Consider the following 19,661-nt stretch of genomic DNA (forward strand, 5'->3'; position numbering starts at 1 on the left):
TGTCTGTCCCGTCGATCTTGGTTTCTACCTGACGCCGATGGCTGGCCGCTTGCGGGTCGCCGGCACCGTCGAACTCGGCGGCCTGGTCGCGCCGCCAAATCCGCGCCGGCTGGCGCTGCTTGACCGTGGCGCCAGGCAAATTTTTCCCAGGCTCGGCTCGCCTGCCTCGCAATGGCTCGGCTTCCGGCCGTCCCTGCCGGATTCCAGGCCGGTCATCGGCGCTTCGCGCGGCAGCTCCCGCGTAATTCATGCTTTCGGGCACGGCCATCTCGGCCTGACGCTGGCTCCGATCACCGCGCGGCTGGTCGCCGACTTGATCGGCGGACGCGGCGATCCGGCTCGGCTCGCACCTTTCGCGGCGGGCCGTTTCGGCCGTTGATCGACCGATGCCCTCGATCTGAGTTAGTGCGCGAAAACCTGCTCCAGCGAGCGAAAACCCTTGAATTCCAGGGCATTGCCCGAGGGGTCGCGGATGAACAGCGTTGCCTGTTCGCCGGGTTCGCCCTTGAAACGCACCATCGGCCGTTCCAGCCAGTCGATGTCGTCGCGCGCCTCCAGCCGCGTCGCCAGGCGCTGCCAGTCGTCCATCAGCAGCACCGCGCCGAAATGCGGAATCGGCACGACAATGCCGTCGACCCTGCCGTCACTGGGGGCCTGTGCGGCCTGCGGACGCAGATGCGCCGACATCTGGTGGCCGTAGAGGTCGAAATCGACCCAGGTCGCGGATGAACGGCCGATCGCACAGCCCAGCACCTCGCCATAGAAAACGCGGGTTTCATCGAGATCACGGACCGGGAAGGCGAGATGGAAAGGCGTCATCGAAATGCTCCGTGCAGGCTGCGAACCGATTTTGCGTGACAGGGTTCGCGATTTGAACCGCCCACCCTGCATTTTGATTGAAGCCTATGCCATTGCACAAGCCGGACCGGAACAATAGATGGGTGGGCAACGGCCGCACACCGGCCGCACCAGCAGGATTTCAGGCATGACCGATATATCAGACGCAGCAAAATTGACCGACCGCGTCGCGGCTCTGGTCGAGGCTGCCAAAAAGGCCGGCGCCGATGCCGCCGACGCGGTGGCCGTGCGCGGCCGCTCGACCGGCGTGTCGGTGCGTCTCGGCAAGGTCGAGGCTACGGAAGCCTCCGAGAGCGAGGATGTGGCGCTGCGTGTTTTCGTCGGCGGCCGCGTGGCGAGTGTCTCGGCGACAGCGGCGTCCGACCCGAAAACGCTGGCCGAACGCGCTGTTTCCATGGCGAGAGTCTCGCCTGAGGATCCCTATCAGGGGTTGGCCGACCCGGCATTGCTGGCCAAACAGACACGCGATCTCGATCTGTTCGACGCCACCGAGGTGTCCGCCGACCAGTTGAAGGAAGCCGCATTGGCGGCGGAGGCGGCAGCGCTTGGCGTCAAGGGCGTGACCAATTCGGCCGGCGCCAGCGCCGGTGCCGGCCTCGGCGGCCTGGTGCTGGCCACCTCGCACGGCTTCCTCGGCCACTATGTCGGCTCGCGGTTCTCGCGCTCGGCCAGCGTCATCGCCGGCGAGGGCACCGGCATGGAGCGCGACTATGAATTCTCATCGCGCCAGCACTTTGCCGATCTCGACGCGCCCGAGGACATCGGCCGCAAGGCCGGTGAACGCGCGGTGCGCCGCATCGGCGCGCGCAAGGCGGCGACCGGGCCGGTCGACGTGGTGTTCGACCCACGCGTCGCGCGCGGCATTGCCGGCCATCTTGCCGGCGCCATCAACGGCGCCTCGGTGGCGCGCAAGACCTCGTTCCTGCGCGACATGATGGGCAAGCAGGTGGCCGCATCCGCCATCACCGTCACCGACGAGCCGCTCCGGCGGCGTGGCCAGGCCTCGCGTCCGTTCGATGGCGAAGGCGTCGAAGGCGAAAAGCTGTTGATGGTCGAGAAGGGCGTGCTCAACCACTGGTTCCTGTCGACCTCGGCTGCAAGGGAATTGGGCCTCGTCACCAACGGCCGCGGCGCGCGCGGCGGCTCCTCCGTGACGCCATCCTCCACCAATCTCGCCATCGAACCGGGCGAGCGGTCGCCGGAAGAGCTGATCAAATCGCTCAAGAGCGGCTTCTACGTCACCGAGGTGTTCGGCCAGGGCGTCGACATGATCACCGGCGAATACAGCCGTGGCGCCTCGGGTTTCTGGATCGAGAACGGTGAATTGGCTTATCCGGTCGCCGAGGTCACCATCGCCTCGAACCTGAAGACGATGTTCCTCAACATGGTGCCGGCTGATGATCTCGACCGCAATTTCGGCACCGCCGCCCCAACGCTCCTGATCGAAGGCATGACCCTTGCCGGAGCATGACCTGACCACTGCCGGGGCCACCGAAGACCTGCCGCTGCTGCGCGATGCCGCCCGCGAGGCGGGGCTCATCGCCATGCGCTACTTCGGCAACAGCCCGCAAGTCTGGATGAAGGGCGGCACATCGCCGGTCAGCGAGGCCGACCATGCCGCCGACGCCTACCTGCGCGAAACGCTGCTGGCGGCGCGACCGGATTATGGCTGGCTGTCGGAAGAGACCGTCGACGATCCGGTCCGGCTTTCGGCACGCCGCACCTTCGTCGTCGACCCGATCGACGGAACGCGCGGTTTTCTGGAAGGCCAGCGCACCTGGTGTGTCAGCGTTGCCGTCGTCGAGCATGGCCGCACGCTGGCCGGCGTGCTGGAATGCCCGGCGATGGAGGAGACCTATTGGGCGCTGCCCGGCCAGGGCGCCTTCCGCAACGGCAAGCGCATTGCGGTTCGCAAGCTGGCGGATACGGCCGAGATTTCCGGGCTGAAGCAGTTGACCGACCTGATGCCGGCCGAATGGCAGGCGCGGCTGAAGCGGGCGCCCTACAGCCCTTCGCTCGCCTATCGGCTGGCGATGATCGCCAATGGCGTGCTGGATGCCACTTTCGTCAAGCCGAACGCGCATGACTGGGATATCGCGGCGGCCGACCTCATCCTGCGCGAGGCCGGCGGCCAGCTGCTCGACCAGCATGGCCGTGCTCCACTTTATGCCGGCGAGGTGACTCGTCACGGGGCCCTCGCTGCCGGCAGCGGTGAATTGCTGGCCGTGCTCGCCGGCGTCATCGCCGGTCTGGACGCGTGAAAGCGTTTTCCCGGGCGAGATGAATTCATCTGGCCCTAAAGGTTCCAAAGTCGGCGGCTTTGGTCTAGACCTGTCACAAACTCACGATATGTGAAGGACCGACATGGCCGCGGAAGACGGAAAGAAACAGCTTTTGCATCTGGTGTTCGGTGGCGAACTGAAGAAGCTTGGCGGCACCGAATTCCGCGATCTCGAGGGCCTCGACATCGTCGGCATCTATCCCGACTATCAATCCGCGCACACGGCGTGGAAAGCCAAGGCGCAAGCCAGCGTGGACAACGCCCACATGCGTTATTTCGTCGTTCATCTGCACCGGCTACTGGACCCCGACAACAAGGCTGCCGGTTGACTTCGATGGAGCATGACCTGGCGAAAGGGCCAGCAAACGATGCCGCGCCCACGGGCAGGGGACGCAGCCGCACGACCAAGGCCTTCTGGCGCAAGATTCGCCAACCGCTGGCGCAGTCGCGATTCGTCAAGAACGCCATCGCCAGCCTGTTCGCCCAGTTCGTGCGCTTCGTGCGCCTCACCAATCGCGTCGTCGAGGGATCGGCACGGTTTTCGGGCGGTGCCTATACCGAGTTCGAGCCTGGCATCATCGCCTTGTGGCACGGCCAGCATCTGATGACGCCGGCCTATTACCCCAAGCGCAAGCCGCTGGTCGCCATGGTTTCGCGCAGCGCCGATGCCGAGCTCAACGCGCTGATGCTGGAAAAATTCGGCATCGAGGCGGTGCGCGGCTCCGGCGGGCGGGAAAATGCCAGGCACCTCGACAAAGGTGGGGCAAAAGCGCTTATCGCCCTGAAAAAGTCGCTCGCCGTCGGCAAGAACGTCGCCATGATCGCAGATATTCCGCACGGCACGCCGAGAGACGCAGGGCTTGGCATCGTTCTCCTGGCTCGCCTCTCGGGCCGGCCGCTTGTGCCTGTCGCCATCACCACCAGCCGTCGCAAGGTGCTGGAGAAGAGCTGGGACAAGACCACCATCAACCTGCCGTTCGGCCGTTCGTCGATCGTCATCGGTCAGCCGATCTTCGTGGCGGCCGGCGCCGATGAGGCCGAAATGGAGCGCAAGCGCCAGGAAGTGACGACCGCGCTCAATGCCGCGACCGCCGAGGCCTACCGTCTCGTGGATGCCCCGCGATGAGCGGCCGCTGGGCGCGAGCCATGCTGTCGGCATACCGTTTCGCGGGTGCGGCCGCCTATCCGCTGGTCGGGCCCTATGTGGCCTGGCGCACCTCGCGCGGCAAGGAAGACCGCTACCGCCGCCGCGAGCGCTATGGCGTCGCCGGCCGCGCGCGCCCCGACGGGCCGGTGATCTGGATCCATGCGGCGAGCGTCGGTGAGACCATAGCCGTCGTGCCGTTGGTCGAAAGCATCCTCGACTATGGCGTCAACATCGTGCTGACGACCGGCACGGTCACCTCGGCGCAGGTCGCCGACGAGCGTCTCGGTGATCGGATCATCCACCAATACGTACCGCTCGATCTCAAGCCGGCGGTCAGCCGGTTCCTCGATCACTGGCAGCCGGATCTGGCGATCATCGCCGAATCCGAGATCTGGCCGATGACCATCCTCGAGCTTGGCGCGCGCCGCGTGCCGCAGGTGCTGGTCAATGGCAGGCTCTCCGACCGCTCGTTCAAGTCGTGGAAGAAACGGGCCAACATCGCCGAGGCGTTGTTCGAGAACCTGGCTCACGTCGTGGCGCAGTCGGATGTCGATGGCGAGCGGTTTCTGGCGCTCGGCGCCCGGCCGGTCACCGTGTCGGGCAATCTCAAGGTCGATACCTCGCCGCCGCCCGTCGACGAACGGGCGCTGGCGACGCTGCGGCGGCAGATAGGCACGCGCCCGACCTGGGCGGCGATCTCGACCCATGACGGCGAGGAAGTGGTCGCGGCTGAAGTCCACGCGACGCTGCACAAACGCCACCATGGTCTTCTGACGATCGTCGTTCCGCGTCATCCCGATCGCGGCGAGGCGCTTGCGGCGCAGATTTCCGGCATGGGCCTGAAGGTCGCGCGGCGAAGCAAGGGCGACAGGATAGCCGCCGACACGGATATATTGCTCGGCGACACGATCGGCGAGATGGGACTCTATCTCCGGCTGACCGAAATCGCCTTCGTCGGCCGCTCGCTGACCTCCGAGGGTGGCCAGAACCCGCTGGAACCGGCCATGCTCGACACCGCGGTTCTCGCCGGGCGCAATGTTCAGAATTTTCGCGAGGCCTACCAGCGTCTCCTCGACAGCGGCGGCGCCAAGCTGGTGCGCGATCGCGACATGCTGGCCGGCGCCGTCAATTTCCTCCTGACCAACGAAGTGGCGCGCCACGAGATGATGGCGGCGGGTGTGGCGACCGTCGACGAGATGCGTGGCGCGCTGGCGCGCACGCTGAAATCGCTTGAGCCCTATATCCAGCCGCTGGTCGTCAAGTCGCGCCTGAAGGGCGCGAACGGTCGCTAGCGTGGCCTCTGAAGCACCACCATTCTGGTGGGAAGAGCCGGACTGGCGGGTCCTGGCACTGTCGCCGCTATCGGCCATCTATGCCGCCGCCGCCGGCCGCGGCATGCGGCGGGCCAAGCGCGAGAAGATCGAAGCACCCGTTCTGTGCATCGGCAATTTCACGGTTGGCGGCACCGGCAAGACACCGGTGGCCATCGCGCTCGCCGAGCAGGCGAAGCGAATGCATCTGAAACCAGGCTTCCTGTCGCGCGGCCATGGCGGCTCGTTCGCCGAGCCTCACGTGGTCGATATCGACCATGACAGTGCCAGGCATGTCGGTGACGAACCGCTGCTGCTCGCCGAACACGCGCCGGTGGCGGTGACGCCGAACCGCGCCGCCGGCGCCCGGCTGCTGCTGGAACGGCATGGCTGCGATTTCCTGATCATGGATGATGGCTTCCAGAGCGCCCGCATCCACATCGACTACGCGCTGGTCGTCGTCGACGCGCGCTATGGGATCGGCAATGGCCGCGTCATTCCGGGCGGGCCGCTCAGGGCCAAAATCGTCGACCAGTTGGTCTTCACCAGCGGGCTGTTGAAAATGGGCGAGGGCACTGCCGCCGACAGCGTGGTCCGCCAGGCGGCACGCGCCGGCCGGCCGATCTTCGAGGCCCATACAGAGCCAAGCGGCAAGGCAGGGCTTGCCGGCAAGCGGTTCCTCGCCTTCGCCGGTATCGGCCATCCCGAGAAATTCTTCGACACGGTGCGCGAAGCCGGCGGCGAGCTGGCATTGACGCGGCCGTTTCCGGACCATCATTTCTATGCCGAGGACGAACTTGCCGAGTTGGTGGCGACCGCACGCGCCGAAGGGCTGGTGCTCATCACCACCGCCAAGGACGCCGCCCGACTGCGCCACGGCGCCTCACAGGACTTTCTCGACCGGCTCGAGGTGCTGGAGATCGACACTGTCTTCGAACTCGATCACGTTCCCGAGCGCATCATCGACGAGACGCTCGATGCCTGGCGCCAGCGCAAGCTGAAGGGTTAACCGCGTTTACGCAGCTCCGGATGCATCTCGATTTCGCGGCGCAGCGAGGCGGTGGCGCTGATGTAGGGCTCCTGCCTGGCGACGCTCCAGTATTTCAACTCGTCGAGCGGAATGCTTTCGCCTGTCACCGCGCAACGCACGAACGCGCCGGGACTGGTAACCTGGAAGTCGCCATCCAGATAGCGGATGCGGGCTTCCTTGCCGCCGGGGCCTTCGAAACGGTTCATCATGCGGGGACGCCAGGGTTCATGAGGATTTCATCGCCATAAATTCCCGGCGAGGTCAAGCATGCGACAAGCCTGAGACAATGCTGAACGCTTATTGTGAGGCGGAAAAATGGTGTTGGTGGGCCGCAATGGACATTTCCTCCACTCGTCTTCCCGCCTTGCTCAGGGAAGTGATGACGCCGCAGGCCGTGCCCTCGGGGCAGGCCGATCCAGTCATGACGGCACTGGTCAAGCCGCTGGTCCAACCGCCGGCGCCGTCTCTGCTTGCGCAACAGACAGCGCCCGTGCTGTTGACTTTGCCTGCCGCGCCAATGGACGTCAAATCGCAGCAGATCGCATCGTCTGGCATCGTCGATGCCTATCTTGCCCAGCTTGAGACGGGCGAAGAGGCGGCGTTGGCAACGATCGCGGCGAGAAAGGCAAAACCCGAAGCCGAAACGCCGCGAGCCTTCTTGCCGCCTTCGACAACGGCCAATGACAATACCCCTGCCAGGGTTACGGGGCTGTCATTGCTGTCGCTTATCCCGCCGCAGGCTCCAGTCCCGCGCAACGCTGCCGCTCTGGGTGCATTGGCGGGCAGGCACAGGCCGGCCAATCAATCCCATGGTGCGGCGCCGAACCCTGAGCAGTTGCTGGTGAAAATTGGCTTTGTTTCGATAATGGCCGGTTTGCTGGGAACCGTGATCCTTGGGTTCGTTCTGTTGTTGCTGCGCTGAGCTTCGAATCGGCTGGTCCTCGATATGTGCCCGGCGGAAGGCCTACCGCTCGGCTTCGATGAACGCCTCGATCTTTTCCGGCGCCAGCCCGGCCTCCGCCGCGATGCGGCGGGCGAGGTCGGCGGATGCGGCACGCGGCCGCCCGATCGGCCGGTCGAGCCAGTAGGACACCGGATTGAGCGCGGTGCGCTCATCGACGGGGGTGATGCGGCCCGATTGCAATTGATGCCCGGTCAGGGGCGGGCGTGCCAGCGCGATGCCGAGCCCATAGGCGGCGGCGTCGAGCACCAGATTGTAGTCCTCGAAGCGACGGTCCTGCGGGCGCGGGCGATAATCCATGCCTTGCGCGGCAAACCAGGCGCGCCAGGCAGACGCGTCGGAATCGTTGATCAGCGGATATTTGAGCAGCCGGGCAGGGTCGCCGCGGCCGATCTCGCGGGCAAGCTCGGGTGACGCGACGGGGAAGACATGTTCCTCGAAAAGCTGCACCGAGACGCGGCCCGGAATGCCGCCGCGTCCACAGCGGATGGAGATATCGATGCCCTCATCGGCAAGGTCGGCCTGGCGGATGTCGACATCGAGCACGATGCGCAGCTTCGAGGGATTGTTCTCCAGAGCCGCCATGCGCGGCATCAGCCACAGCCCGCTGACCGAGGGGATCGAGGTCAGCCGCACCACCGCCGTGCCACGCGGCTCGACCCAGCGGTCGGAATGGGTCGATATCAGCGCAAAGGCTTCCGCCGTGCGCAGATGCAGCCGGTTGCCCTCGATCGTCAGCGAGACGCCGCGCGCCCCACGGTCGAAGACTTTCAATCCCAGCCAGTCCTCGAGCTTGGCGATCTGCCGGCTCACGGCGCCATGGGTGATGTTGAGCTTTTCGGCGGCCGCCGAAAAGCTGCCTGTTCGCGCCGCCGCATCGAAGGCGCGCAGTGTTTCGAGCGGTACCATTGTGTCCGAGCTGTGATCCATAGTCACAGGTGATCCTCGATTTGGTCGTTTGTCAACTGGCCTGAAATGGCGTTTTCTGCCTTTCAGGACCGAAGAATGCGAGGGCAGTGAGATGAACGCAATGACGGGCACGTTGAATTCGACACAGCGGATGGACACCACGGCAGCCATTGCTGTCGCGCTGACGGTGGTTGGTTGGGCCTCCGCCTTTCCGGCGATCCGCGCCGGTCTCGCTGCCTTCGGACCGCTGGAACTCGGCGCATTGCGCTTTGCCATCGCCGCCGTGCCGGCGGCGATCTTCCTGGCCGTCAAGCGCCCGGCGCTGCCAAGGCTCGACGAAGTGTGGCGCCTGGTCTTTGGCGGCGCCATCTTCGTCGCGCTCTACACCGTCATGCTCAATTTCGGCGAACTGACCGTCTCTGCCGGTGCCGCCGGCTTCATCATCAATGTCAGCCCGATCTTCACCGCCATCATGGCGATGGTCCTGCTGGGCGAGCGCTTTTCGGGCATGGCCTGGGCCGGCACGGTGATTTCCTTCGCCGGCATTGGCGTCATCGCCATGGCCGACGGGAATGGACTGTCTTTTAACACCGGTGCTCTTCTGGTGCTTGGTTCGGCCTTGTGCTCGGCCGTCAACACCATCGTCCAGAAGCCGCTGTTTGCCCGCCATCATCCGTTGACCATCTCCGCTTCGAACATGGTGCTCGGCGCACTATGCCTGGCGCCCTTCCTGCCGTCGGCCTTTTCGCAGGCGGCGGTTGCCGACGCAGCAGGCCTCGGCGCCGTCATCTTTCTTGGCATCGTGCCCAGCCTGATCGCCTATGCCGCCTGGGCGACCGCACTGTCGCGTCTGCCCGCCGCACGTGCCTCCAACTTCCTCTATCTGGTCTCGCCGATGTCCGCGCTGATCGGCTTCTTCTGGCTGGGCGAAGTCCCGACGCTGCTCGGCATAATCGGCGGCGCGCTGGCGCTGGGCGGTGTCATCGTGGTGAATTTGAAGAGATGAATATTGCCGGCCGTCCGCTTCCCTCATTCGGGAACGATGCCTCGGTCAAACGCGTTTAGCCCGTGTTTATTCGACGGAGGTCCGAATGCCGGGTGCAACGACGCACCGACGCATGCAACTGGGTGATCTATCCATTTTCTATCGCGAGGCAGGGCCGCCAGAAGCACCTGTCTTGCTGTTGCCGCACGGCTATCCCTGCTCTTCGTTCCAATTCCGCCGACTGATGCCGGCGCTCGCCGACCGCTGGCGAACGATTGCATTCGACTGGCCGGGCTTCGGATACAGTGGCACGCCCGATCCGGCCGCCTTTGGCTATGATTTCGACGCCTATTGCGACGTGCTTTCCAAACTTGCCGATGAATTCGGTCTCGAACGCTACGCCTTGTGGCTGCATGATTACGGCTCGCAGATAGGACTCCGGTATTCGATCTCGCACCCCGAGCGGATCAGTGCCCTGATCATCCAGAACGGCGACATCTACGAGGACGTGCTTGGTCCGAAATACGCCACGATCAAGGCTTGGTGGACCGACAAGACGCCCGACAAGCACCGTCCGCTCGAGGCCGCGATAAGTGAGGACGGGTTCCGGGCCGAGTTCATCGGGGAAGTGTCTGACGACGTCGCCACGCGCGTGCCGCCCGATCTCTGGAGCCTTCACTGGCCATTGATGAACACGCCGGTTCGTCGGCAGATCGCCGTCGGTCTGATGGAGAAGCTGGAAGCCAATCTCACCTGGTTTCCGCGCTACCAGGCTTATTTGCGTGAAAACCATCCGCCGACGCTGATCGTTTGGGGGCCAGAGGACGGCTATATGCCCGCGGCGTCGGCGCAGGCCTATCATCGCGATCTGCCCGATGCGGAACTGCATCTGATCGAGGGGGCGGGTCACTGGCTGCTGGAGACACATTTCGACGACGCGCTGCCGCTGGTCCGCGATTTCCTGGCTCGTGTTCACGGCTGATCACAGCCGGCGTCTGCCCTGCTCAGTTTGCGTCCGCCTGACTGAAGGAGAACCTCATGCCGACCAAACCGACCATCGCGCGCATCTGGCGCGGTCGCACCCGCCGCGACATCGCCGACGCCTATGAGCCATACCTCCGTGCCGAGGGTATTCCGCCCCTCGAGAAGACGGCGCTTGGTGTCCAATTGCTGCGCGAAGACCGAGGTGAGGAGACGTGGTTCACAACCATCTCGTATTGGGCCGACATGCAAGCGATGACCGCCTTTACCAAAGGCGAACCGACCAAAGTCCATCATCTGGACCGCGATGCCGAGTTCCTGATCGAGCTGCCGGAGCGGATCGACATCCACCGGATACTTGTCGATCATCAAGGACTGCGCTGAACGGCGAATCTGGTGGTTCGCAACCTCGCCTTCTTCGCGGTGATGTCGCTGATCTGGGGGCTGACCTGGGCGGCGATCAAGCTCGGTCTCGATGACGTGCCTCCGCTCCTGCTGGCGGCGGCACGCTATTTGCTGACCGCCGCGCTTCTGGCAACAGCGGTGCGTGGAGCCGGCGCGGCATTCGCCCACGGGCGAACGGTGGTCTCGGCATTGCTGGTCAACACCGGCACCTACGAGCGGTGAAGCGATGGCCCGCAATCCGTCCGCAGCTACCGCCGCCCGAAAAGCCGTTCGATGTCCGCCAGCTTGAGTTCGATATAGGTTGGGCGGCCGTGGTTGCAGGTGCCCGAACCGGGCGTCGCCTCCATCTGCCGCAGCAGCGCGTTCATCTCCTCGGCCTTGAGCAGGCGGCCGGAGCGCACAGAGCCGTGGCAGGCCATGGTCGCGGCTATTTTGTCCAGCCGCTCCTTCAGCGTGTCGACCGTGTCGTTGTCGGCGATCTCGTCGGCGAGGTCGCGCACCAATTGCCCGACATTGGTCTCGCCCAGCATCGACGGCGTCTCGCGCACCGCGACGGCGCCGGGGCCGAAGCGCTCGATGCCGAGACCGAAGCGGGCCAGCGTTTCCGAATGCAGCGCAAGCCGCTCGGCATCCTCTTCCGGCAGGTCGATGATCTCGGGCAGAAGCAGCATCTGCGAGGGCACCGGGCGCGAGTGCAGCGCATTCTTCAGCGCCTCGTAGACCAGCCGTTCATGCGCCGCATGCTGGTCGACGATGATGAGCGAATCCCTGGTCTGGGCGACGATGTAGTTCTCATGCACCTGGGCGCGCGCCGCGCCCAGCACCGCGCCGAGCAGGGTCTCGGCCGCTTCATCCTGCCCTGCGCGTGCATCGGCGCTGGCAAGCGGACCGGCATCGAAAGCCGCTTGCTCGTTTTCACGCAAGCCGCGCTGCTCGAAGCCCGCACCCTTGAAACCCATATCGAGCGGCCGCTGCGACGACCGGACGGGATCGAAGCCGGACGTGCCCGACGCGCGGTAGGCCGCGTCGTAGCTGCGGTGGCCGTTTGCCGGTCCGCCGTGGCCGTAGGATGCGGCCCCTGGCCGGAACGCGGCCATCATGCCGGCGGCACCCGTGGTGGCGGCGCGGACGCCGGCATCGGCCAGTGCCTGTCGAATTGCACCGACGATCAATCCGCGCACAAGGCCGGGATCGCGGAAGCGCACATCGGCCTTGGCTGGATGGACATTGACGTCGACGATGGCCGGGTCGAGCGTCAGGAACAGCACCGTCACCGCATGGCGGTCACGCGGCAGGACGTCGGCATAGGCACCGCGTATGGCGCCGGCGATCAGCTTGTCGCGCACCGGGCGGCCGTTCACATACGCATATTGCTGCAGCGCGTTGCCGCGGGTGAAGGAGGGGATCGACACGTGGCCGGTCAGATGCACGCCTTCGCGCATCGCATCGATGGCAATCGAATTGTCGGGAAAGTCGGTGCCCATCACCTGGGCGACACGGCGCAGGCTGCCTTCCGCGCTGTCATCCGCCGCCGGCAATTCCAGCGTAGAGCGGTCCGAGCCGGCCAGCGTGAAGCGCACGGCGGGGAAGGCGATGGCGATGCGCTTGACCACATCGCTGGTGGCCGAGCTTTCGGCGCGCTCGCCCTTCATGAACTTCAATCGGGCCGGCGTTGCGAAGAACAGGTCGCGCACCTCGACCGTGGTGCCGCGATTGGCCGCCGCCGGCCTGACAGGCAGGACGCGGCCACCCTCGATGCCGATCTCGGCGGCGCTGTCACTTGCTGCCGTGCGCGAGCGGATCGACAGTCGCGACACCGAGCCGATCGACGGCAGCGCTTCGCCGCGGAAGCCCAGCGAGCGGATGTCGTTGATATCCTCGGTGAGCTTGGAGGTGCAATGACGTGCGATCGCCAGCGCCAGCTCCCGTTCGGGAATGCCAGAGCCGTCGTCGGTGACGCGGATCAGGTTCAGTCCGCCGCCGGCTGTGACGATCTCGACGCGCGAAGCGCCGGCATCGAGCGCATTCTCGACCAGTTCCTTGACGACGCTCGCCGGACGCTCGATGACTTCGCCGGCGGCGATCTGGTTGATCATCGTTTCGGAAAGCTGGCGGATGGGCATGGCAGCACTATAGGCGGATTCGAGACGGATGCGGAAGGATTCGGTGTTGCGGAACAGTGGATAGGCTGGCTGGGAGGCGCTGCCCCTCACGCTTGCTCCGCCAGCCAGTCTCGCACCTTGCGGGCGTTGTCGCTGAGTTCCCGGTTCTTCGGCCAGACGACATAGAACGCCTTGCCGGTCTTCAGCACATGATCCGTCACCGGCACCAGCAAGCCCGACGCCAGCAGCCGCTCGGCGAGGTGCCGCCAGCCGAGCGCGATGCCCTGGCCTTCCATGACGCCCTGGATCACCAGGCCGTAGTCGTTGATGCGCAGGCCGCGCGCGGTATCGCTGAGATTGGCGCCCGCCGACTGGAACCATTCGTCCCAGCTGGCCGCCTCGCGATACGGCTCCTCCAGATGGATGAGGCGGTGCGTGGCCAGTTCGGCAGCGGATTGGGGCAGGCCGAACTTTGCCGCATAACTGGTGCCGGCGACGGGAAATATCTCCTCGTCGGCCAGCGGCAACGAGTGATAGTCCGGCCAGTCCCGCGGCGCGCCGCCGCGCACGCCGAGCGGAATGCCTTCCGCGATGATGTCGAGGTCGCGGTCGGCGGTCTGGATACGCAGGTCGATGCCCGGCAGTTCGTCGCGGAACTGCTGCAGGCGCGGCATCATCCAGAACGAGCCGAACGCGGTCGAGGCAGCCAGCGTGACATGACCGCCGGTTGCCTGCAGGCGCAGATCCTCCGCCGATTTGCGAATATGCGAAAGGCCGAGCGAGACATCGGCATGGAAGCGCTCGCCGGCCTCGGTCAGGAGAACCTGGCGGTGGCGGCGCTGGAACAGCTTGGCGCCAAGCCGTTCTTCCAGCCCGCGCACGGCATAGGAGACGGCGGCCTGCGTCATGCCGAGCTCGCGCCCGGCGGCGGTGAAGCTCGACAGCCGCCCGGCCGCCTCGAAGACGATCAGGCTGCCGGCCGAGGGCAGGAGGTGGCGCAGGCTTCGCATAAGGTGAGCTTATACAAGAGATCAGGATTTTCCAGCGTCACATCACCATTTTGTCGCGTTAGGCTCCTTCATGAGTGGAATGGAGTTGCCATGAACGCACCGGCCCCTGAAGTGACCGAACATGCCAACCGCCGCAGTGGCGGCCGCCTGGGACGAAAGGCCCTGCGCGGAGCTCCGGTAACGTCGTTTCCGACCCTGGTCCGCCAGATCCCCGTCTACCAGATGGTCCCCGATGAGGCGGTCGAGCTGATCCACGAGGAGTCGCTCTTGATCCTCGAAGAGGTGGGATGCGAATTCCGCGACGACGAGGCTATCGCACTGTGGAAGGCGGCGGGCGCGGATGTCTCGGAAACTCGTGTGCGGATCGACCGGGCCCTGCTGATGGAACTGGTATCGAAGGTCCCGTCGGAGTTCACGCTCAATGCGAGGAATCCGCAGCGTACGGTGCGGGTGGGCGGCAACAATACCATCTTCGTGCCGATGTATGGCGCGCCCTATGTGCGTGACCTCGACAACAACAGGCGCTACGGCACGCTCGCGGACCTCAACAATTTCCACAAGCTCGCCTACATGGCGCCGGCGCTGCATTCATCGAGTTCGGTCATTTGCGAGCCGATGGAAATCGCGGTACCGAAGCGTCACCTCCACATCATCCATTCCGCGCTTAAGCATTCCGACAAGCCGTTCATGGGCATCGTCACGTCCAAGGAGCGGGCGGAAGACACGATGGCGATGGCAGGCATCGTGTTCGGCGAGGATTACGTCCGCGACAATCCGGTCCTGGTGTCGATCACCAACTGCAATTCGCCGCTGGTGTGGGACGCCACCATGCTGGACGCGATGAAGGTCTATGCCCGAAGCAACCAGCCGCTGATCCTCGCACCCTTCGCACTGTGCGGCGCCTCGACTTCGGCGTCGGCCGTCGGGGCAGTCGCGCAGGTCAATGCGGAAGCGCTGGCGGGCGTCGCCTTCACGCAACTGCTGCGCCCAGGGTCGCCACAGATCTACGGACAGTTCATGGTCACCGTGGACATGAAGACCGGCGCTCCGATGGGCGGCACGCCGGAGGCGGCCCAGATGATGTACCTGATGGGCGCGCTGGCGCGGAAATACAAACTGCCGTGGCGCACCTCAGGCTTCCATGTCGGATCGAAGCTCAACGACGCCCAGGCGGGCTACGAGGCCAACATGCTGATGCATGCCGCCATCCTCGCCGGCGCCAACTACATCTGGCACTCCGCCGGGTGGCTGGAGGCCGGCCTGAGCTGCGGCTATTCGAAGTTCGCTACGGACTGCGAACAGCTGGTTGGCTGGTACAAATATGCAGGCGGCCTTCCGTTCGACGATTTCAAGGAAGCGATGGCAGCGGTTCGCGAAGTCGGGCCGCAGGGCCATTTCCTCGGCACCAAACACACGCTCGAACATTTCGAGTCGGCCTTCTTCATACCCTCGATCATGGACTTCAATTCGTACGAACAGTGGAAGGCAGAAGGGGCGAAGGACCACGACACGCGCGGTCGCGAGAAGGCGCGCAACATGCTGGCGGATTACGAGGAGCCGAAGCTCGACGAAGGCATCGCCGATGGCCTGATGGATTTCATCGCGCGGCGCGAGGAGAGGCTGCCGGACAGCGTCAGTTGACGCGAAGAACCAAGATCAAAGGGAACCAGACGGGAGGAAAAAATGGCATTCTTCAGAAGCAGTGGCGATCGCGTGCCGAGCGCTATCGAGGCAATGGCGGTCGAAGCACGCGCGGGTCGTGTCGATCGGCGCGAGTTCCTGGCGCTGGCAAGCGCCTTCGGCGCATCGACGGCGCTTGCCTACGCCATGATCGGCCTTGCCGTGCCGGATCGGGCCTTGGCCGAAGAGCCGAAGAAAGGCGGAACGCTGCGCGTCTCGATGTCGGTGAAGGGGCAGAAGGATCCGCGCACCTACGACTGGGTTGAGCTGGCGAACATTTCGCGCTGCTGGCTGGAGCCGCTTGTCCGCTATACCAGGCAATTCACCTTCGAGCCGGTCCTGCTCGAAAGTTGGGATATCAATGACGACGCCACCGAATACGTGCTGCATGTGCGCAAGGGCATCACATGGAACAATGGCGATGCCTTCAACGCCGATGACGTCGCTCACAATCTGACGCGCTGGTGCGAGAAGAATGTCGCCGGCAATTCCATGGCCGCCCGTGTCGGCGCGCTGATCGACGCAAAGACCGGCAAGGCCAGGGATGGCGCGATCACCAAGGTCGACGACAACACGGTCAAGCTGAAGCTAAGCGAACCAGACGTTTCACTGATCCCGAATTTCACCGACTATCCGGCGCTCGTCGTGCATCGCAACTTCGATGCCGACGGTGCCGATCCGATCAAGAAGCCGATCGGCACGGGACCGTTCGAACTGGTCTCCTACGATGTCGGCCAGAAGGCGGTCGTCAAGCGTCGCGAGAATGGCAAATGGTGGGGTGGTGAAGCGCCGCTCGACAGCGTCGAGTTCATCGACTACGGCACCGATTTCAACGCCACCGTGAACGCGTTCGAATCCGGTGAGATCGACCTCAATTTCGAGTCGCCCGCCGACTTCATCGACATTCTCGACAAGATGGATCTGGTGAAATCGGAGGTGGCGACGGCGACGACGCTGGTTGCCCGCACCAACATCACCCACAAGCCTTATGACGACAAGCGGGTGCGCAACGCCTTGCAAATGGCCGTCGACAACAATGCGGTCCTCCAACTTGGTTATGCCGGGCGAGGCACCCCTGGCGAAAACCACCACGTTGCCCCGATCCATCCGGAATACTATCCGCTGCCCAAGAAGACACGCGACGCCGCCGGCGCCAAGAAGCTGATGGCGGAAGCCGGACAGGCTGACTTCGAGCATGAGCTGATCACCATCGAGGACGATTGGCAGAAGAATACCGGCGACGCCATTGCCGGCCAGCTGCGCGATGCCGGAATCAAGGTGAAGCGCACGGTGCTGCCGGGTTCGACCTTCTGGAACGACTGGACGAAATATCCCTATTCGATGACGATCTGGTACATGCGCCCGCTTGGCGTCCAGGTGCTGGCGCTCGGCTATCGCACCGGCGAGGCCTGGAATGAATCGGCATATTCCAACCCCGATTTCGACGCCAAGCTCAAGCAGGCGCTATCGCTCATCGACGTGGAGAAACGACGCGAGGTCATGAAGGATGTCGAGCAGATCCTGCAGGATTCGGGCGTCATTATTCAGCCGTTCTGGCAGAAGCTCTACAGCCACCAGAACAAGAAGGTGAAGAACTATGGTGTCCACCAGACATTCGAGATGGACCTTCAGAACGTCTGGCTGGACGGCTGAAACAAGGCGCGGCAGGACTTCATGAGCCGCAAAAAAGCCGATATGCAGGATGCGTGGTATTGATAGGCTCAAGCCATCAAAAGCCGGAGATTCTGCATGAGACTGACAGTGCTCGTTGCCGCCCTTTCGATAGCCCTGCCGGGCGCCGCCGTCGCCGGACCGGCTTCCGACGCGGTGAAGTTCTTCTATGTCCCGGCGGTCAAGTTCGAGGCCGACGAACAATATCGGGATCGGTTCACCGAACCGGTGACGAAACTGTTCGAGCTGAACGACCAGGCAACGAAGACGAACCCGGACCAGGTCGCCTGCATCGATTTCGATCCTGGTCTCGACGCCCAGGATTTCGATCAGAAAACCGTCTCGAAAACGCTGAAACTGTCTGAGAAGCTGGATGGCGATAACGCACAGGTCACGGCATCCTTCAGCCTGTTCTCCGAGGGCGATGATTCCAAACGTGAAATGCTCTGGTCGCTCAAGAAGATCGACGGCAAGTGGAAGATATCGGACATCGCTTCCAAGACCAGCGACTGGACGCTCAGCGCGCTGGAATGCATGGCCGGCCAGACGCCGGAGTGAAGCGATGGCCCATCGCCGGTTCCTGGCGCTGTCGGGTGTGTGCCTGCTGGCGGCTCTGAGCGGGGCCGCCGCGCAAGGCTTGTTGGGTGCGCCGCCGGCAAACGCCCCGGCCGGCACCCAGCCGGGCGACAGCGGGGCACCGCCCGCAAATGCGCCGGGCGGAGCGGCGGAACCGGCCACGCCGCCGGTGGGATGGTCGCCAGCCGAAGCCGCGCCCGCCGCACCGATTCAGCCGGGCTCGCCGACCGCCGTGGTGCGGCCGTTTTACGATCAGGTCGGACTGGAGATCGATCCGGCCGAGCGAAGCCATTTCATCGACCCGGCCAAAACCGTGCTCGACAAGAGCGACGCCTTGCGCAAATCGGGGCAGGGCGAGTGCCTCGACCCCAACATGGCGCTCGACAATGCCGATTACGACAAGGCCGAGATCGACAAGAGCCTGAAGACCCTCGAGGCGATCAACGGCGACCAGGCCAAGGTCATCGTCGCCTTCGTCATATCGGGCAACCCGCACCGGCTGGAATGGAAATTCAAGAGGGTCGACGGCGACTGGAAGATCACGGACCTGCTGTCGGTGACCGGCGAATGGGCACTCAGCCAGTATCAGTGCGAATGATGAGCGAGCTCAACCCCGCCCGCGATAAGGCGCTACCCCGGTGTCGGGCAGCCAGGCGCCTTCGGGCGGAGCGCCGGTTTGCCAGAACACATCGATCGGAATGCCGCCGCGTGGATACCAATAGCCGCCTATGCGCAACCACAGCGGCTTGGTTGCCGCCACGATGCGGCGGCCGATCATGACGGTGCAGTCTTCATGGAAGGCGCCATGGTTGCGAAACGAGGTCATGAACAGCTTGAGCGACTTCGATTCCACCAGAGCCGCATCGGGTGCGTAGTCGATGACGATATGGGCGAAGTCCGGCTGGCCGGTGACTGGGCACAGCGAGGTGAATTCCGGGCAGGTGAAGCGCACGATCGCCGGCGGTCCGTCACCGCGCGAAAACGGTACGGTCTCCAGGACCGCTGCTTCGGGGCTTTGTGGCGTCTCGACGTGCGCGCCGAGTTGGGTGAGGGTTTTGGTGTCGATCATGGGCGCTATCCTTGTCGCATGCGCCCGGAGTGCGTGCGGGACGACATGCTTGAAAACGAATTTTGCCGCTCATTAGCACAATTTGAAACCGCAGGAAGACGATGACCAGCAACGATCCGCTTCTCCAGCCCTACCAGCTCAAACACCTGACGCTGAAGAACCGGGTCATGTCGACCAGCCATGAGCCGGCCTATTCCGAGGACGGCATGCCGAAACAGCGATACCGGCTCTACCATGCCGAGAAGGCCAAGGGCGGCATGGCGCTGACCATGACCGCCGGCTCGGCGATCGTCTCGCGCGACAGCCCGGCCGCTTTCGGCAATCTGCACGTCTATGACGACAGGATCGTGCCATGGCTGGCCGAGCTCGCTGACGCCTGCCACGAGCACGACTGCAAGGTGATGATCCAGATCACCCATCTCGGCCGCCGTACCGGCTGGAACAAGGCCGACTGGCTGCCGGTGCTCTCGGCCTCGCCGGTGCGTGAGCCGGCGCATCGCGCATTCCCGAAGACGATCGAGGACTGGGACATCGAGCGCATCGTCGCCGACTATGCTTCAGCCGCCCAGCGCTGCGAGGCCGCCGGCCTCGACGGCATCGAGTTCGAATCCTACGGCCATCTGATGGACGGCTTCTGGTCGCCAGCCACCAATCATCGCGACGACGAATTCGGCGGCTCGCTGGAC

At 64.4% G+C, this 19,661-nt stretch carries 22 protein-coding genes and 1 pseudogene; 17 read left to right on the forward strand and 6 right to left on the reverse strand.

Features of this window, described 5'->3' with window-relative positions:
* Positions 1-379, forward strand: a 379-nt coding sequence (locus EN749_RS11555; protein ID WP_127379663.1) for an FAD-dependent oxidoreductase, incomplete at its 5' end; no start/stop codon positions are given.
* 23 nt (positions 380-402) lie between these two features.
* On the opposite strand, the gene EN749_RS11560 is transcribed toward EN749_RS11555, so the two are convergent.
* The gene (locus tag EN749_RS11560) at positions 403-819 is read right to left on the reverse strand and encodes a VOC family protein (protein ID WP_127266861.1); all 417 of its coding nucleotides are present in this window, start codon (positions 817-819) and stop codon (positions 403-405) included.
* Between the two features lie 166 nt (positions 820-985).
* On the opposite strand from EN749_RS11560, the gene EN749_RS11565 reads away from it, so the two are divergent.
* The 6 genes from EN749_RS11565 to lpxK all read left to right on the forward strand — a co-directional run bounded on the left by EN749_RS11565 (position 986) and on the right by lpxK (position 6,605).
* Positions 986-2,329: a TldD/PmbA family protein gene (locus EN749_RS11565; protein WP_128363177.1), complete on the forward strand. Its 1,344-nt coding sequence runs from the start codon at positions 986-988 to the stop codon at positions 2,327-2,329.
* Positions 2,316-3,119, forward strand: coding sequence for a 3'(2'),5'-bisphosphate nucleotidase CysQ (locus EN749_RS11570; RefSeq protein ID WP_128363178.1), 804 nt, complete (start codon positions 2,316-2,318; stop codon positions 3,117-3,119). The genes EN749_RS11565 and EN749_RS11570 overlap by 14 nt, the downstream gene beginning before the upstream one ends.
* 103 nt (positions 3,120-3,222) lie before the next feature.
* Positions 3,223-3,468 (forward strand): DUF4170 domain-containing protein, encoded by a 246-nt coding sequence (locus EN749_RS11575; RefSeq protein ID WP_127257990.1) that lies wholly within the window; start codon positions 3,223-3,225, stop codon positions 3,466-3,468.
* A gap of 5 nt (positions 3,469-3,473) precedes the next feature.
* On the forward strand, positions 3,474-4,265 hold the full coding sequence (locus EN749_RS11580) for a lysophospholipid acyltransferase family protein (protein WP_128363179.1): 792 nt from the start codon (positions 3,474-3,476) through the stop codon (positions 4,263-4,265).
* On the forward strand, positions 4,262-5,578 hold the full coding sequence (waaA, locus tag EN749_RS11585; RefSeq protein ID WP_027038607.1) for a lipid IV(A) 3-deoxy-D-manno-octulosonic acid transferase: 1,317 nt from the start codon (positions 4,262-4,264) through the stop codon (positions 5,576-5,578). Before EN749_RS11580 ends, waaA begins: the two co-directional genes overlap by 4 nt.
* A gap of 1 nt (position 5,579) precedes the next feature.
* On the forward strand, positions 5,580-6,605 hold the full coding sequence (lpxK, locus tag EN749_RS11590) for a tetraacyldisaccharide 4'-kinase (protein WP_127398093.1): 1,026 nt from the start codon (positions 5,580-5,582) through the stop codon (positions 6,603-6,605).
* On the opposite strand, the gene EN749_RS11595 is transcribed toward lpxK, so the two are convergent.
* Positions 6,602-6,835 (reverse strand): DUF2093 domain-containing protein, encoded by a 234-nt coding sequence (locus tag EN749_RS11595; protein ID WP_031213688.1) that lies wholly within the window; start codon positions 6,833-6,835, stop codon positions 6,602-6,604. The genes lpxK and EN749_RS11595 overlap by 4 nt on opposite strands.
* A 77-nt stretch (positions 6,836-6,912) precedes the next feature.
* Here EN749_RS11595 and EN749_RS11600 point away from each other — a divergent pair, with 77 nt between their 5' ends.
* Entirely contained in the window at positions 6,913-7,548 is a 636-nt protein-coding gene (locus tag EN749_RS11600; RefSeq protein WP_245491351.1) for a hypothetical protein, read from the forward strand.
* 42 nt (positions 7,549-7,590) lie between these two features.
* Here EN749_RS11600 and EN749_RS11605 read toward each other — a convergent pair whose 3' ends face one another.
* Positions 7,591-8,496 (reverse strand): LysR family transcriptional regulator, encoded by a 906-nt coding sequence (locus EN749_RS11605; protein ID WP_245491353.1) that lies wholly within the window; start codon positions 8,494-8,496, stop codon positions 7,591-7,593.
* A 112-nt stretch (positions 8,497-8,608) separates the two neighbouring features.
* Here EN749_RS11605 and EN749_RS11610 point away from each other — a divergent pair, with 112 nt between their 5' ends.
* The 4 genes from EN749_RS11610 (at position 8,609) to EN749_RS11625 (ending at position 11,089) form a co-directional block, all read left to right on the forward strand.
* Positions 8,609-9,502 carry a DMT family transporter gene (locus EN749_RS11610; protein WP_128363181.1) on the forward strand — a complete coding sequence of 298 codons (894 nt, stop codon included), beginning with the start codon at positions 8,609-8,611 and terminating at the stop codon, positions 9,500-9,502.
* Positions 9,503-9,587: 85 nt separating this feature from the next.
* Positions 9,588-10,463: an alpha/beta hydrolase gene (locus EN749_RS11615; RefSeq protein WP_128363182.1), complete on the forward strand. Its 876-nt coding sequence runs from the start codon at positions 9,588-9,590 to the stop codon at positions 10,461-10,463.
* 56 nt (positions 10,464-10,519) lie between these two features.
* Positions 10,520-10,846, forward strand: coding sequence for a hypothetical protein (locus tag EN749_RS11620; RefSeq protein ID WP_128363183.1), 327 nt, complete (start codon positions 10,520-10,522; stop codon positions 10,844-10,846).
* 12 nt (positions 10,847-10,858) lie between these two features.
* The gene (locus EN749_RS11625; RefSeq protein WP_128288676.1) at positions 10,859-11,089 is read left to right on the forward strand and encodes a hypothetical protein; all 231 of its coding nucleotides are present in this window, start codon (positions 10,859-10,861) and stop codon (positions 11,087-11,089) included.
* A gap of 26 nt (positions 11,090-11,115) precedes the next feature.
* Here the strand turns inward: EN749_RS11625 and mutL are convergent, their stop codons facing one another.
* A complete protein-coding gene (gene mutL / locus EN749_RS11630; protein WP_128363187.1) occupies positions 11,116-12,990 on the reverse strand; it encodes a DNA mismatch repair endonuclease MutL in 1,875 nt (624 codons plus the stop codon).
* Between the two features lie 86 nt (positions 12,991-13,076).
* A complete protein-coding gene (locus EN749_RS11635) occupies positions 13,077-13,979 on the reverse strand; it encodes a LysR substrate-binding domain-containing protein (RefSeq protein WP_127408827.1) in 903 nt (300 codons plus the stop codon).
* 90 nt (positions 13,980-14,069) lie between these two features.
* Between EN749_RS11635 and EN749_RS11640 the strand changes: the two genes are divergently transcribed.
* From EN749_RS11640 to EN749_RS11655, 4 genes are all read left to right on the forward strand, one after another.
* Positions 14,070-15,620: a trimethylamine methyltransferase family protein gene (locus EN749_RS11640; protein WP_127330649.1), complete on the forward strand. Its 1,551-nt coding sequence runs from the start codon at positions 14,070-14,072 to the stop codon at positions 15,618-15,620.
* Between the two features lie 42 nt (positions 15,621-15,662).
* Positions 15,663-17,312 carry an ABC transporter substrate-binding protein gene (locus EN749_RS11645; RefSeq protein ID WP_128363184.1) on the forward strand — a complete coding sequence of 550 codons (1,650 nt, stop codon included), beginning with the start codon at positions 15,663-15,665 and terminating at the stop codon, positions 17,310-17,312.
* Between the two features lie 96 nt (positions 17,313-17,408).
* The gene (locus EN749_RS11650) at positions 17,409-17,888 is read left to right on the forward strand and encodes a DUF3828 domain-containing protein (RefSeq protein ID WP_127269038.1); all 480 of its coding nucleotides are present in this window, start codon (positions 17,409-17,411) and stop codon (positions 17,886-17,888) included.
* 4 nt (positions 17,889-17,892) lie between these two features.
* Positions 17,893-18,504, forward strand: coding sequence for a hypothetical protein (locus EN749_RS11655; RefSeq protein ID WP_128363185.1), 612 nt, complete (start codon positions 17,893-17,895; stop codon positions 18,502-18,504).
* 9 nt (positions 18,505-18,513) lie between these two features.
* Here EN749_RS11655 and queF read toward each other — a convergent pair whose 3' ends face one another.
* Positions 18,514-18,975 (reverse strand): preQ(1) synthase, encoded by a 462-nt coding sequence (gene queF, locus EN749_RS11660; protein WP_010915503.1) that lies wholly within the window; start codon positions 18,973-18,975, stop codon positions 18,514-18,516.
* 101 nt (positions 18,976-19,076) lie between these two features.
* Here queF and EN749_RS11665 point away from each other — a divergent pair.
* A pseudogene (locus EN749_RS11665) lies at positions 19,077-19,661 on the forward strand (N-methylproline demethylase); the annotation flags it as partial.

It is taken from the genome of Mesorhizobium sp. M7A.F.Ca.ET.027.02.1.1 (assembly GCF_004022985.1).
GTDB lineage: Bacteria > Pseudomonadota > Alphaproteobacteria > Rhizobiales > Rhizobiaceae > Mesorhizobium.

Excerpts from the sequence above, each read along its gene's own strand:
- EN749_RS11560 (WP_127266861.1), bottom strand. The coding sequence starts at position 819 with ATGACGCCTTTCCATCTCGCCTTCCCGGTCCGTGATCTCGATGAAACC.
- EN749_RS11600 (WP_245491351.1), top strand. The coding sequence starts at position 6,913 with ATGCTGAACGCTTATTGTGAGGCGGAAAAATGGTGTTGGTGGGCCGCA.
- EN749_RS11580 (WP_128363179.1), top strand. The coding sequence starts at position 3,474 with ATGGAGCATGACCTGGCGAAAGGGCCAGCAAACGATGCCGCGCCCACG.
- EN749_RS11615 (WP_128363182.1), top strand. The coding sequence starts at position 9,588 with ATGCCGGGTGCAACGACGCACCGACGCATGCAACTGGGTGATCTATCC.
- EN749_RS11610 (WP_128363181.1), top strand. The coding sequence starts at position 8,609 with ATGAACGCAATGACGGGCACGTTGAATTCGACACAGCGGATGGACACC.
- EN749_RS11645 (WP_128363184.1), top strand. The coding sequence starts at position 15,663 with ATGGCATTCTTCAGAAGCAGTGGCGATCGCGTGCCGAGCGCTATCGAG.
- EN749_RS11620 (WP_128363183.1), top strand. The coding sequence starts at position 10,520 with ATGCCGACCAAACCGACCATCGCGCGCATCTGGCGCGGTCGCACCCGC.
- EN749_RS11565 (WP_128363177.1), top strand. The coding sequence starts at position 986 with ATGACCGATATATCAGACGCAGCAAAATTGACCGACCGCGTCGCGGCT.
- EN749_RS11650 (WP_127269038.1), top strand. The coding sequence starts at position 17,409 with ATGAGACTGACAGTGCTCGTTGCCGCCCTTTCGATAGCCCTGCCGGGC.
- EN749_RS11575 (WP_127257990.1), top strand. The coding sequence starts at position 3,223 with ATGGCCGCGGAAGACGGAAAGAAACAGCTTTTGCATCTGGTGTTCGGT.
- waaA (WP_027038607.1), top strand. The coding sequence starts at position 4,262 with ATGAGCGGCCGCTGGGCGCGAGCCATGCTGTCGGCATACCGTTTCGCG.
- mutL (WP_128363187.1), bottom strand. The coding sequence starts at position 12,990 with ATGCCCATCCGCCAGCTTTCCGAAACGATGATCAACCAGATCGCCGCC.
- EN749_RS11635 (WP_127408827.1), bottom strand. The coding sequence starts at position 13,979 with ATGCGAAGCCTGCGCCACCTCCTGCCCTCGGCCGGCAGCCTGATCGTC.
- EN749_RS11655 (WP_128363185.1), top strand. The coding sequence starts at position 17,893 with ATGGCCCATCGCCGGTTCCTGGCGCTGTCGGGTGTGTGCCTGCTGGCG.
- EN749_RS11595 (WP_031213688.1), bottom strand. The coding sequence starts at position 6,835 with ATGATGAACCGTTTCGAAGGCCCCGGCGGCAAGGAAGCCCGCATCCGC.
- EN749_RS11640 (WP_127330649.1), top strand. The coding sequence starts at position 14,070 with ATGAACGCACCGGCCCCTGAAGTGACCGAACATGCCAACCGCCGCAGT.
- queF (WP_010915503.1), bottom strand. The coding sequence starts at position 18,975 with ATGATCGACACCAAAACCCTCACCCAACTCGGCGCGCACGTCGAGACG.
- EN749_RS11605 (WP_245491353.1), bottom strand. The coding sequence starts at position 8,496 with ATGGTACCGCTCGAAACACTGCGCGCCTTCGATGCGGCGGCGCGAACA.